This window comes from Scytonema sp. NUACC21 (genome assembly GCF_054684315.1).
In genome coordinates, this window is the sequence record NZ_BAAFZH010000097.1 from 120,968 (window position 1) to 134,318 (window position 13,351).

9 protein-coding genes and 1 pseudogene are annotated in these 13,351 nt (G+C 41.8%); 4 read left to right on the forward strand and 6 right to left on the reverse strand.

All coding sequences use genetic code 11. The features are described 5' to 3' along the window. The first annotated feature begins 89 nt into the window (after positions 1-89). On the forward strand, positions 90-1,658 hold the full coding sequence (locus tag ACYRY3_RS29385; RefSeq protein ID WP_460205209.1) for a hypothetical protein: 1,569 nt from the start codon (positions 90-92) through the stop codon (positions 1,656-1,658). 85 nt (positions 1,659-1,743) lie between these two features. Here ACYRY3_RS29385 and ACYRY3_RS29390 read toward each other — a convergent pair. After that, positions 1,744-2,841, reverse strand: a pseudogene (locus tag ACYRY3_RS29390) (iron uptake porin); the annotation flags it as partial. A gap of 64 nt (positions 2,842-2,905) precedes the next feature. Further along, on the reverse strand, positions 2,906-4,048 hold the full coding sequence (locus tag ACYRY3_RS29395; protein WP_460205210.1) for a glycosyltransferase: 1,143 nt from the start codon (positions 4,046-4,048) through the stop codon (positions 2,906-2,908). A 213-nt stretch (positions 4,049-4,261) separates the two neighbouring features. Here ACYRY3_RS29395 and ACYRY3_RS29400 point away from each other — a divergent pair, with 213 nt between their 5' ends. Beyond that, complete coding sequence (locus ACYRY3_RS29400; RefSeq protein WP_460205211.1) at positions 4,262-5,197, forward strand: NAD-dependent epimerase/dehydratase family protein; 936 nt, start codon at positions 4,262-4,264, stop codon at positions 5,195-5,197. A gap of 68 nt (positions 5,198-5,265) precedes the next feature. Continuing rightward, a complete protein-coding gene (locus ACYRY3_RS29405; protein ID WP_460205212.1) occupies positions 5,266-6,144 on the forward strand; it encodes an SMP-30/gluconolactonase/LRE family protein in 879 nt (292 codons plus the stop codon). 159 nt (positions 6,145-6,303) lie between these two features. Here ACYRY3_RS29405 and ACYRY3_RS29410 read toward each other — a convergent pair whose 3' ends face one another. From ACYRY3_RS29410 to ACYRY3_RS29420, 3 genes are read right to left on the reverse strand one after another with little or no spacing between them, the layout of a single operon-like run. Continuing rightward, the gene (locus tag ACYRY3_RS29410) at positions 6,304-7,197 is read right to left on the reverse strand and encodes an ROK family protein (protein WP_460205213.1); all 894 of its coding nucleotides are present in this window, start codon (positions 7,195-7,197) and stop codon (positions 6,304-6,306) included. Positions 7,198-7,225: 28 nt separating this feature from the next. Continuing rightward, positions 7,226-8,554, reverse strand: a complete 1,329-nt coding sequence (locus tag ACYRY3_RS29415; RefSeq protein ID WP_460205214.1) for a GH39 family glycosyl hydrolase — start codon at positions 8,552-8,554, stop codon at positions 7,226-7,228. Between the two features lie 15 nt (positions 8,555-8,569). Further along, on the reverse strand, positions 8,570-10,615 hold the full coding sequence (locus ACYRY3_RS29420; RefSeq protein WP_460205215.1) for a GumC family protein: 2,046 nt from the start codon (positions 10,613-10,615) through the stop codon (positions 8,570-8,572). 520 nt (positions 10,616-11,135) lie between these two features. On the opposite strand from ACYRY3_RS29420, the gene ACYRY3_RS29425 reads away from it, so the two are divergent. Further along, a complete protein-coding gene (locus tag ACYRY3_RS29425; protein WP_460205216.1) occupies positions 11,136-12,485 on the forward strand; it encodes an O-antigen ligase family protein in 1,350 nt (449 codons plus the stop codon). Positions 12,486-12,504: 19 nt separating this feature from the next. On the opposite strand, the gene ACYRY3_RS29430 is transcribed toward ACYRY3_RS29425, so the two are convergent. After that, on the reverse strand, positions 12,505-13,314 hold the full coding sequence (locus ACYRY3_RS29430) for an FkbM family methyltransferase (RefSeq protein WP_460205217.1): 810 nt from the start codon (positions 13,312-13,314) through the stop codon (positions 12,505-12,507). Positions 13,315-13,351: the final 37 nt, after the last annotated feature.

Consider the following 13,351-nt stretch of genomic DNA (forward strand, 5'->3'; position numbering starts at 1 on the left):
AGGAGTAGCATTTAATGGAATTGTTTTGTTGGGTTTCGTGACTCAACCCAACCTACGGGATTTATAAATACCTTTTCTAGAGAAAAACTATGACTTTACCCGCTATTCTGGATATAGCAATTGGTTTAATATTTATTTATTTAATTTTCGGTTTATTAGCATCAGAAATACAAGAACTCATTGCGACTTTACTTCAATGGCGTGCCCAACATTTAAAAAAGTCAATTGAAATTTTGTTAGCAGGTGATGTTCGCAGTCAAGATAAAAATCATGAATTGAATGCAGTTATTAAATTAGCTAACAAACTTTATGAAAACCCCTTAATTCAAAATATTAATCAAGGAGGAAAAGGATGGTTTGAAACATTACCTCGCAAATTAACTTGGTCAATGTCTTCCTTTTATCGTTCGTTAATAGCACCACTGCACAATGGAAACAAACAAACTGTCTTTGGACAAGATAAACATACCAGTCCATCATATATTCCAGCAGATATTTATGCAACAACTCTATTAGAAGTCTTGGAAATTCCAAAGTTAGTTCATTGGTTAACTGAGTCTAGACTAGAAAATTTTAAGACAGAAAGATTAGGTGAAATTGAAGTTATTTTAAATCAATTACAACAAAATATTATTAAGGATGAAAAGTTTCGCTTATTTTTAAGTCAATTTGATGTTGATTTTCAGGAATTAGAAAAAGATTACCAAAATATAGTTAATAGTTATAAGGATAACAAAATTAGTTTAATAACTAGTGTAGAAATTATGGGAATAAGTTTAAATAGATATATAAATACTTTCCCTGCAGAAATTTCCGAACACACAGAATATGGCAAAATCTTAAAAAAATTAGAATATTACCAACAGGACATTTTTGGCGATTACCAGCAAGCAATGTTGATTGGAGGATTGCAACCAGATATCAAGGAAGTTGTTGGACTGATTGATAAGGATAGCGCAGTTTATCAAGAACTTAATACATTTTTTGACACTACAGATATTGCTAGAGAGCAAGAATTTCAAGAAATTAAAGATTTGATTGAGAATCTTCCCAAATCTGTAGTTGAAAATATGGCAGTTTTAGCCAAGCTTGCTGGAGTACGAGTGCAAACAACAAGAGAAGGAATTAATAGATTACGTCAAGAAATTGAAATAGCTTTTGATAGTTCAATGGAAAGAGCCTCTGGTGTTTACAAGCGTAATGCAAAAGGTGTAGCAATTTTAATTGGCTTTACGCTGGCTGTAGCTGCCAATGCTGACGCATTTCACATGATTAATAGATTATCAAAAGATTCTGCATTGCGAAGCATTATTGTTCAAAATGCAGAAAAGTTATCAAATCCTAATATTAATAATTTTTCGACAGTAGGCGATATGAAAAGACTCACCAATGATGCGGATAACATTTTAACAGCAGTTTCTCTGCCCATTGGTTGGAATAGTTCTAACTTATCACAGCAATTTCATTTAAAACCACAAGAACAGCTTGTGGTTTCGCCTCTCAGAGTGTTGAGAATGGTTCCTGGTTGGGTAGTGAGCGGTCTCGCAATTTCTATGGGTGCGCCTTTCTGGTTTGATGTACTCAGCAAATTTATGAATGTGCGAAATGCAGGCAGACGCCCCCGATCTTCTGCTAGAAAAGCGTCAACAGACAGTTGACATTGGTGGGGGATGCAATTTTTTGTCCCACAATTCATCCCACGCCTCACTTGGTGTAGGACGTGGGGCTTATGATTGGTTTTAGCTAAAAAGTGAAAGTAGTGCGGAGTACACCCACAGCTGTTGTATCGTTTCTACTATCTCCTTCGGGATTGAAGAGAACAAATGCTCCTGGAGTAATGCTTATATTGTCATTCACTTTTAAACGGTAATAAGCCTCTAGATGGTAGGGAACAGCACGATCTACCCCTGGATTGGCAAGCCTCGCATCACCATCAGCCGATGTACGATAGAGTGGTTGTCCAAAAAGAATTCCAGCGTTGTTCCCTTGTCCGAGTAAATCCTTGAAGTGAAGCCCTACCATCCAACTCGTGAAAGTAGTCGAAGCATCAACACGACCAGAAGAATCATCAACAAATATGGCTGCGCCGTACCCAGATAAAGCCACTTTTGGGGAAAAACGCCAGGTGGCTGTACCACCAACAGAGTTTAGCTTAACTGGTATTCCCAATGGAACATTAGCCAAAGCACCAATATCACTACTGATTAATCCCGTGCCCAGGATATTAATTTCGTGATAACTGTTGGCATAGTTGAGAGCAAAATCGAAGGAACTACTTGGTCTAAAAGTCAATTGTGCCGCCACGACACTACTTCCCCCAAATACTCCTGCACCTAAGGGTGTATTAGAAACTCCTGGCAAAATATCAGCAGCCGAACGAGGAATGTTAGCATTTACACTACCATACAAAGCTCTTAAATCTAACTGCTTTGAAAGGTTAAAAATAAAGCCTGCAGCTGATGCCAAACCAGAACCAGAAGTACCGCCCGATACACGAACCACAGGGTTTAAACCAGCAAAGCGAGAAATAGACTCTTGCCCTTCACCGTAAAAAGGCGTAATTGCAGGAAAGGCATCGGATACTTCTGCTGCAGTCCCGGCAAACAAAGTTAGCTTATTAGCAACGGGAAAGATATAAAGCAGTTTGTAAAGTTCAATGTCATTGGCTCCGCGTTCTGACAATGTCTTAACGTCAAGTCCTGGAAATTGGGGTTCAAAACTTACACGTGCGCTACTGGCACTCAGTAGCTGCGAAGATAATCCCAAAGATTGTTGGAGGCTACCATTACCACTGACACCACCTAAAAAGTTATAAGCTTGCAAACCAGTAATCAGTAAGTCATCTTAAAGCCAAAAGGAGTTACTAAGGATTGGCAATTTGCCAATCACTAGCAAAACAAGACCATCAATTGGGTAATGGTCTTTTTTCTACACACGTATTTAAGAAGCCTAGGTAGCGCTTGGCAAAGATTTGCGGGGAAAACTGGGTAGCGTGAACCCGGACATACTCAGGGCTAAATTTCCCTTGGTACGCTTCAAATGTCTCTACTGCGTCTACTAGTGCGGCTTCGGTCTGCTCCTTGAAAAATATACCAGTTCCTGTATCCCCTGCGTCGCGCAAATCTCGCACTGTTTCCAACGCTCCACCCGCGCCATAGGCGATAACTGGCGTGCCGCACGCTTGGGATTCTACTAAAGCAATTCCAAAATCTTCACAGGCTGCATATACAAATCCTTTGGCATTAGCCATATACTTCTTTACAATATTATCGGGTTGCCACCCCAGTACTTGTATATTGCTTTTTGCTATCCTGCGGATTGTGTTCATCTCTGGTCCTGTCCCAATTATCACTAAAGGTAGTTGCAATTTATTAAACGCCCTGACTATTAAAGATACTTGTTTATAAGTTACCAACCGGGAGACGGTTAGGTAAAATTCCTCTTTCTGAGGTAAAAAGGGAAAACTCTCAACATGGACTGGTGGGTAAATCACTTCCGCTTCTCGTCGATAGCAGCGCCAGATACGGCGAGCAGTATGTTTTGAGTTAGCAATAAAGTAATCCACACGATTTGCTGTTAATACATCCCATTGGCGTAAATAATGCAGCAAGTAGCGTGTTAACCACCCTGGTATCCCACTTCCTAGCTTACTTTGGTTTAGATAATCAAAGGTTAAGTCCCAGGCATAACGCATGGGGCTGTGACAGTAGCAAATGTGTAATTGGTCGGGTGTAGTTAGGATTCCTTTGGCAACAGCGTGCGATGAAGAGAGAATAACGTCATATTCCCGCAGATCCAGCTGTTCTATTGCTAGCGGCAACAATGGTAGATATTTTTGTACACCTTTACGAGCATTGGGAAAATGCTGAAGAAATGTTGTGCCAATTTTACGCTTATATAAATAACTTTCCGGGTTGGTGGATTCAAAGTCGATAAGAGCGTATAAATCAGCATCAATGTGATTGAGGAGCTCTCTCACGACGAGTTCCGAACCACCAGTGGCTTTCGGGGTCAGCCATTCATGAACTAAGGCATATTTCAAAGGCACAGCTAACTATGGTATTTGGTAGAGAACACGCGTTAGTTAAGTCATGAGATTGGTTAACTGAAAGTTTCCCACTCTAAACTCATTTGTGGGAACCAACCCATCTTCATCAAAAGACGTATTCCTCGTAATGGAGGTTCCAGGGGAACGCCACAACCTGATACCCTCAAAAACGAGGGTGATTTTGACGGAATCTCAGAAAGGAAATTAAAATCTATGCGTATTCTCATTGTGGGTGGCACGCGGTTCATTGGTGTTTACCTAACAAAATTGCTAGTAGAACAGGGGCATGAAGTTGTTCTGTTTAATCGTGGGAATCGTCCAATACCAGTAGCAGGGGTAGGACAAATTACAGGCGATCGCACTGATGCTACCCAGCTTAAAGAGAAATTATCCCAAGAAAATTTTGATGCCATTTTTGACAACAATGGAAGGGAACTTTCTGATACTCAACCACTTGCAGAAATTTTTCAAGACCGAGTACAACATTTTGTGTACATGAGTTCTGCTGGGGTGTATCTCAAATCAGACCAAATGCCCCATATAGAAGGGGATGCTGTCGATCCCAAAAGCCGCCACTTAGGTAAGCACCAAACAGAAGCTTTCTTGACGCAACTGGGATTGCCTTTTACCTCAATTCGTCCTACGTACATTTACGGACCTCTAAATTACAACGATTTAGAAGCTTGGTTCTTTGACAGAATCACCAGGGATCGCCCTATCCCTATACCTGGCAACGGTTTACACTTCACTCAGTTTGGGCACGTTAAAGACCTGGCAACGGCAATGTCTAAAGTTTTAGGCAATGCGAACGCAGTTAAACAAACTTACAATGTGTCTGGCGATCGCTATGTTACGTTTGATGGCTTAGCCCGTGCTTGTGCAGTAGCGACTGGTAAATCTGCCGACGAAATCAAAATCGTACATTACGACCCAAAAAAATTTGATTTCGGCAAGCGCAAAGCATTTCCCATGAGAGTACAGCACTTCTTTGCCTCAGTAGATAAGGCAAAAACACAATTAAACTGGCAGCCCGAATATGACCTGATTTCCGGTTTAAAAGATTCTTTCGAGAATGATTACTTGACTTCTGGTCGCAATAAAGCAGAAGTTGATTTTTCTGTTGATGAAGAAATCTTGCAATCTTTGTAAACTTTTTGCAAAGGCGCAAGGTAGCTTACCTTCTTAGCGCCTTTACGCAAGCTTACTATCTAGCCAATATGACTCCACTTCAATACAAACTCAACAACGTTTTAGCAGCACGTGCCCGTTTGGGTGAAGGTCCGCTTTGGGACGCCACCCAAAAGCTGTTTTACTGGGTCGATATCTACAACTACCGAGTCAACCAGTTCAATCCAGCCATCGGACAAAACTCGTTTTTTGATGTTGGAGATGTTGTAGGTTGCATCGCTCTTGCAGGTACAAATCGGTTGATTATGGCACAGCGCCACCGTTTGGCATTCCTCAATACCCAAACAGGAGAAGTTACCCCTATCATCCAAGTTGAGGCGGATATGCCAAACAATCGCTTCAACGATGGCAAATGTGACCCTCAAGGTCGCTTCTGGTTCGGTTCAATGAGTTCGGAAAAATCTCAGGCTAGCCTTTACCGCTACAATCCTGACGGTTCATTGCAAGTGATGGAAACGGGATTGACAATTTCTAATGGTTTGGGTTGGAGCCCTGACAACAAGACATTTTACCTAACAGATTCCGACCAGCAAAAAATCTATGCCTATGATTTTGATGCGGAAACAGGTAACATTAGCGATCGCCGCATTTTTGTTGATTTAACTCATGAATCCTTTTTCCCGGATGGGTTAACCATAGATACTGAAGGGCATATTTGGTCGGCAATGTGGGATGGAGGTTGTGTCATTCGCTTTAATCCAGCAGGTGAAGAGACAATGCGGATACAACTACCTCTAAAACGCCCAACAAACTGTACTTTTGGTGGTGAAGATTTGAAATCACTTTATATCACAACTGCTTCTGTAGGGTTAAGTCAAGCCGAAATCGACAAAAGTGTTTGCTCTGGGGATCTGTTTGAAGTGCAAACTGATATCTCTGGATTACCTGCATATCATTTTCAAGGCTAAGGAAAATTAAAAAGCAGAATACACCCTGTTTTGAAGAAGAAAGAATGACCCTGTAACTGAAGATTAACTAAAGTATGTCAAACTCCCTAAGAGTTTTTCTCAATCAAAAGTAGCATTTATTACCTACGTCTAAAGGAGTACGGGCTGTCCAAACTGTTATCAACCTGCTCTTCCCTGCGCTAAGGCGATCGCACCCGCAATTCCAGCCCTATCACCCAACATTGGCGGCAAAATATAATCTTCTATTTGCTCTAGAACAGTTGGCACCGCTAGGTATCGCTTGAGCATCTCCCGAACCTGGAAGCGTACAAGGGGGAAAAGGTGTTTTTGCTGCATCACACCACCGCCCATAATGATGCGTTGGGGACAAAGGGTAAAAATCCAGTTAACCAGACCCAAAGCTAAATAATGGGCTTCCAATGACCATGCTGGATGATCGGCGGGCAGCAAGTCTGCTTTCTGACCCCAACGCTTTTCTATCGCAGGTCCAGATGCCAAACCCTCCAAACAATCACCGTGAAACGGACAACAACCGCGAAAAGGATCGATGTCTAAATCGTGAGGAATGGAGATATGCCCCATTTCAGGGTGAAGCAAACCGTGCAAGAGCCTGCCATCAATCATCGCACCACCACCAATGCCAGTACCAACAGTGAGATAGAGAAATGTATCGAGCCCTTGGGCTGCACCCCAACAATACTCACCCAAAGCAGCTGCATTAACATCAGTATCAAAAGCTACTGGAACACCCAAAGTTTGGCTAATGATTCCAACAAGATCCAGGTTTTGCCAACCCGGTTTAGGTGTATTCATTAAATAGCCAAATGTTGGCGAATTTGGATTTGGATCTACTGGTCCAAAAGAGCCGATACCAATAGCGTCTAAAGTTCCTATTTGCTTTTGTTGCTGTTGAAAAAATTCAATAACCCGAGCAATAGTTTCCGTTGGTGTTGTAGTAGGAATACGTAGTTCTACCCGTAAATCCTCAGGACTAGTACCCACAACACAGACAAATTTGGTTCCTCCTGCTTCTATTCCGCCCCACACCGGCATTCTGTATCTCCTTGATATGCGTAGGTTTTTACAATCGCAACAAAGCAAGAGAATAGGAAGGCAAAATTAAGGGTTTTGTCTTCAGCATTGCTGCAGTTACCGTACTAGTTCTAACACCATTACTATCTAAGTAAAATATTGGTACGCGACTTACAGTAGTGACGTTTTGCTTCGCCAAAATCCTCAATTGAGCAACTGCATCTGATTTATTTATCAGCAAGAGCGATCGCGTCTTATTCCCCCGATCCACCGCCATTGCTTCTACCAACGGATTGTCACTCTCAGCATACATTAGCTTCCCTGTCAAGTATTTGACACCCCAGGAAAAGACATTTGCGGCAGGTCGCAGTTTATTTTGTGGGTCAATCATGCCATAAATCCCATCTTTGAGATGCCATGAAGCTGCCATGTCAATTCCCGCGTCTGCTAGATGTTTGAGTACCGAAGCAAACCAAACTGCTCCAATATGGCTGTTCTGACGATTTTCCCCGGAGTCCCATGAGTAGTTGATGTTATATTCACCCAAAAGCAATGGTATTTTTTTGCCTGGAATATACTGCTTTGCTAAAGCGCGAATCTGTCGTACCTGATTTGTGTAATCTGGTGTACGGGACATCAAATTGTGAGTCGATTCGTTTGGATTGCCAGTGGCGTAACTATGCCAGGTAATAAAATCTACATTTTCCCGACAAGCTTTGAGAAAAGCAGCGATTTTGGTTGTGTCATTCCACTTTAGAACTGGACCACCCACTTTAATCTGTGGGTTGACTGCCTTCATTGCTTTTGCTGCTTTGTTGTAAATTTTCCAAAGTTCGTCGAGTTTACCCGATCTTTGGTAACTATCTTCCTTTTCATTGAAGGGTTCCCAGTAAATGACTTGTCGGTGACCCAGGCGGCGAGTGACAATTTTGACGAGTTCAGCACAGAAGCCCCCATAGCGATCGTACTGGGAAACGTCGAGAATCCCCTCTTTGTTCTGTGCCATCCACTGAGTCCATCCAGAAATATTTTGGATAATGGTTGGTCGTTGGGGATATAAGGCAGAGTAACCCGCCTTAATTTTTGCTTCATCCCAGGTTTTTGTCACGGGATTTGTCCAGCGATCGCACAAAGCAGCATGGTGAACTCTCACCAAACCAATCCCCAGTTCAGACAACCGCTTTTGATAGACTCGGTCGGCAGCGCGTTCGGGGATCGTGATTTCATAATCATTAGAACCAAATGTAAAGGGTGTTGTCTGACCGTGAGATCTTTCCCAATCTACCCAGATACGGACAACACCGGATTTTTGAGCAGCGCGGCTACCCAAGGCTAGCAGATTCAGTGAAGCAGCACTGGATACTGCCAGACGGAGCATATCTCTACGGTGCATTTAGATTTTATTGACCAAAGAACCAGAATTATTAAAGCGATACGAGTAAGGTCTGGTCTTTGTTTCTTCACCATTGACCACTAAAGCAATCATGTGAGCACTGTGCTGAGTCAGTTGTTCAATGCTGTCTTGCACGGCGTGGCTGTAACTGGTTCCAGGACGGACGACAAACAGTACATTGGGGGTATTCACAGCCATGAGAGCAGTTTCACTGGTCAAACTGACAGGAGCGCTATCAATGAGAACATAATCATAATCTTTGCTGGATTGGGCAACCCTCAAAATTTGCTCAAATCTCCCTTGTCTCACCAGTTGGATAATTTTATCTCCTGGTAAGGGTACGGTTGGCAATAAATCAAAATTAGGTTGTATTTGTATTGGTTGTGAACTTGCTTGTGAGTGTTGAGCAAAACCCAAACGTCGGGTAAGTTCTGTGTGCCTGAAATCTCCATCAACGACTAACACCCGGAAACCCAAATCCACAAGTGCAGAAGCCAGTCCCAGGGTAATAGTGGTTTTGCCTTCTCCCATAATGGCACTAGTAATTAACAGCCGACGGTCAGTCAAAGACTGCATACTAATTGATGAAGCTAAGCGTTGAAACTCGACTTCTGTATTCTTTCCGAGTTGCCATCCCGTACCCGCGTGCTTTAGCCGGGGAATTCTCGCTACAATCCGGAATCGGATCGTTTGTAAATCCTTGGGGCTGAGTAAGGGGTTGCGTCGTTCCAACAACAACACCAAGGCAATGCTACCGATAAGAGCTGCAAGAATTGTATTGATAGCAACCAACGAGAGTTTGGGGCTAGTAGGTTTCGAGTCTACCTTGGGTGGGTCAAGCACCTGTACGTTTGGATAAGCGTTAAAGGCGTCAATGTTGTTCTGCTGTACTTGAGCAACCAATCCTTTGTAAACACCTTCAGCCACATCAACTTGTCTTTGTAATTCCACCAGTTTCTGCTGGTTTGCAGGTAAAATCTTTAGGGTGGTGTTCAGTTTTTCAATTTGTCGATCCAAAAGTTCTGCCTGTCTTTTTTGCCCCGTGGCTTCACTCTCTGCCAAAATCAGCTGCTGGATAAGAGTGGAACGTCCTGCTTGGGTTTCGGTTGCTACTGTAGTGTCTACTCGATTCCCCTCTGCTGCATTCGCTATGTATTGTTGTAGCTGACGCTGTAATTGCGATCGCTGATTCAGTAGGTTCTGAACCTGTGGATGATCGTCTGTTAAGGTGGTTCGCTGTTGTACTAAAGCAGCTTCCACTTCAGATATCTTACGCCGAACAAACTGATAATCTTCATTTTCACTCAAGCCTACAGAGCGCACTGCTTGGTTAAATGTCAGACTCAAGCGGCTTGATAATGATACTGCTCGCTTGCGGTTGGCTTCAGCCAGTGCTTGTGCTTGTGCTCGAGCTGCGGTTAGGGTATCCAGCGTGTTGACGATTCCTTTGGTTTGTTCTTCTACATTAGCTAAACCAGTAGATTGCCTGAACTTTGCTAACTCCAGTTGTGCCTGAACTAATCGGTATTTTGCTTGGTCTAGTTCTTTTTGGGAAAACTGTAGCCGTGCCTGACTATTGGCTTGTCGTAACTCGTTAAGACGGTTATGGTAGGCTTTTATCAAATTATTGGCTCGCGATCGCGCTAATTCTGGACTAGATCCATTCACAGCCAACGAGATGATAGTGGACTGTTCTTGTGGAGTGACATCAAACAATTTCTTGTATTTCGCAAGCCTATCAAACTTATTTTTCTCCGGGTCAGAAGCTAACACTTGCTCTAGCAGGGCATCACTGGTCAAAATTGATGCCTGAACTTTCAATGGATTGACTTGGTCAGAAAAGCTAGGGTCGCGATTTCTTAGCGAACCTAGAGTGCCTAAATTGGCATCCAGGTTACTAGTTGGATCGGGCAGAATCAACTGTGTGGTAGCAGTCCATATTTTTTCCGCGTAATGAATATATGCAACGGATGCTGCAAGCAAGAGCGCATTTAAGAATAGCAAGGGCTTCCAATGCCTAGCTGTAATTGCGAGTACTCTATTCATAAAAATTACCCCAACTTGCGATTGCTTCTTTACTAATACAATTTACGGATACACACTAATCAAGCGAGCACTGTTCAATCCAGTCATTTCAATTTCGACAAACCCTCTCTAACTCTGTGTTTTGTAGTATTTGTGAATCCTGTTCCAATTTCACGTTTAAACAAAACTGTTGGAGTGATAACTTTTGGGGACATTATGAATTTTTTGTTTCATACGAGTATATAGCAAGACACACTGCTTTAAAAGGGGTTTAAAAACCGTGATAGTTTGATACCCCAACTTAATGCAGCTAAATAGGATACTGTGATTTTGTTGTATCTTACAATATTTGACTGAGTCATATTTGAAAATTTGGTATATTTTTTATTGACTATAAAAATCCTATTTGATTTTTCAAACACACATAAGTAGTGTTATGCTCCACATATCCGTGTTTTGGTAGGTATAGCCCTATATACATTACTGAGAAATGAGCAACGGTAGTAAAACTCAGTACACATAGCATATTCAGATTCACTCAATGCTAAACGTCTTATCCGACAAACACAGTTCTGGAAGTCAGAATTTCCATCTCAATAACTTGTCAACTACCGAAAGAGTTATTTTTTGGTCAATAGTTCTGACACCTGTTTGGTGGCTTTTGGGGATACAGCCTTTGTTTTACCCAACCGTTGTCATTGTTTTATTTGCGGTTTCCTTCGATCTCGATAAGGTGATTCGAGGTTCTCTGCCAGCAAGTGTTTGGGCTTGGTTGGGAATGGCACTGGTTATGCTTTGGACTGCAATTGTTGGTCTTCACAGTATGGGTTTTCCTGTTAAGGAAACAGCTGCGGCTGCGGTGACCTTTTTAAAAAGCTACTTTTTTATCTTTGCTTGCTTAGCCTTACCATTCTGGGCTCAATTGCGAGTACACGTCATCACTCGTGCAACTGCTTTAATGGCAATAAGCTACTTGATTGCGACAGCCTTGCAAATGATTTTGCTTGCTGTTGGGATTGGCAATACAGCTTATGCACCATTGCTTGCACGCTTGATTCCAGGCGAGAAAAGCAGTTTGATGATTGTTCTTGCTAGCATACAACCTTTCTTTGGTATCCCTCTTCCAAGAACAGTACTTTACACACCAGACCCCCCAATTTTAGGAATTTGTGGTGTTGTCTGTTTCTTGATATGCCTTGGTGAAACAAACCGTCAGATACGCAAATGGGCGTTAGCTGGTTCATTATGTGCGCTTATAGTCAGCTTTAGTCGTTTGGCTTGGATTTGCCTACCACTGGCACTTCTGATTATTGTTTGCTTTCGCAGTCACATTATTCGAGAGATTAATCTTTGGTTAGCTTCTTTGACATTTTTAATCTGCTCGTTTTTAGGGCTAACGGTAGGAGATTTGATAGATAAACCAATGCAAATTTTTGATAGTGCCCGTGCCGAATCATCAAAAGTAAGGGCATTAGTTGTCAGTAAAACTCTTGAAGCTTGGCAGAAAAAGCCGTGGTTGGGTTGGGGAGTTATACAGGGTTCAGTGAACGTATATGACAACGAATATGTGACACTTGGTTCTTTTTCTAGCTACGCAGCAGTCCTTTACTTACATGGTATAGTTGGTCTTGTTGTTCTAATATTCACCTTACTCCTTACACTTTTCTCTTTCTACACTCCATCTGTACGCGGTGATATTTTAAGTAAACGCGCCTTTGCCTGCTTAGTTGTACTTTACATACAGATGAATTCCATACCGTTAAGTTGGGTGGCAGCCTCTATCTGGTTCTTTTTTCTTTGGTTGGGTGCTGTTCTCCAAAAAACCTATGAGGATAGCGGCGCTTTATCGAATTGGGAACAGTTAGGAATTCCTAAAACCACTAACTACTAACCACTATCCACTCACAATTTTAAACTAACACTGCTTTCGCCTTTATGCTTTGACAAACTGTTAACTCGCCAGAGCGTGATAGTTTATATTCGTAATACGACAAAGCGTTGAAAAAAGCTTCTTCGCATTCTTTGCCGTGTAACTCTATGACAATATTTTTGACTTTGCTGAGCCAACTCTGATAGTTTTGCGAGAAAATCACAGTTTCTGCTCCTTCGACATCCATCTTTAATAGATCGACGCTTTTGTGTCCCGATTCTTCTAGTAAGGTAGGTATGTCTTTAGCCAGCAAATCTGGTTGTTGTTTGTCTTGACATTCTTCTACCTGAGTTCCCCATTCATTACCATTGCCATAATGACGAAGAACCAACCCTACTTCGTGAGACCAAACACCAGCACGAATGAGAGTTACCCTGTCGCTATAGGGGAGTAGATTTTTTTGACAGACTTGGAAGTTATCTTTGTCAGGCTCAACAGCAATGACATGAGCATTAGGAAATTTGTTGAGTAAATAGATTGAGGAATAACCTACATTTGCACCACAATCTAAAATGACTTTATAATCATTTTCTGCATTTAAAACAGAGTATTCTTCTTCTCCAAAAATTTGATAGAGAACGTCTACATCAGATGATTGATAACGTACAAAAATAGGGTGTTTATATCCAGGAATTTGTAAAGTTACATATTTGTTTTTTGGATTCAATCTAAGTTTAGATAGAACGGAAAGCAAGGGTTTTGGCAGACGTCTGTAAATTCTGTAAAGTATGAACCTCCAAAAACCAGATTTTAGTAACCATCGGTAGAAGGGAAGTGAATTAGATTTCATAATTCAATTTTTGTTTGATAGTGACAATGGAAAATTT

Excerpts from the sequence above, each read along its gene's own strand:
- ACYRY3_RS29420 (WP_460205215.1), bottom strand. The coding sequence starts at position 10,615 with ATGAATAGAGTACTCGCAATTACAGCTAGGCATTGGAAGCCCTTGCTA.
- ACYRY3_RS29405 (WP_460205212.1), top strand. The coding sequence starts at position 5,266 with ATGACTCCACTTCAATACAAACTCAACAACGTTTTAGCAGCACGTGCC.
- ACYRY3_RS29410 (WP_460205213.1), bottom strand. The coding sequence starts at position 7,197 with ATGCCGGTGTGGGGCGGAATAGAAGCAGGAGGAACCAAATTTGTCTGT.
- ACYRY3_RS29385 (WP_460205209.1), top strand. The coding sequence starts at position 90 with ATGACTTTACCCGCTATTCTGGATATAGCAATTGGTTTAATATTTATT.
- ACYRY3_RS29430 (WP_460205217.1), bottom strand. The coding sequence starts at position 13,314 with ATGAAATCTAATTCACTTCCCTTCTACCGATGGTTACTAAAATCTGGT.
- ACYRY3_RS29425 (WP_460205216.1), top strand. The coding sequence starts at position 11,136 with ATGCTAAACGTCTTATCCGACAAACACAGTTCTGGAAGTCAGAATTTC.
- ACYRY3_RS29400 (WP_460205211.1), top strand. The coding sequence starts at position 4,262 with ATGCGTATTCTCATTGTGGGTGGCACGCGGTTCATTGGTGTTTACCTA.
- ACYRY3_RS29415 (WP_460205214.1), bottom strand. The coding sequence starts at position 8,554 with ATGCTCCGTCTGGCAGTATCCAGTGCTGCTTCACTGAATCTGCTAGCC.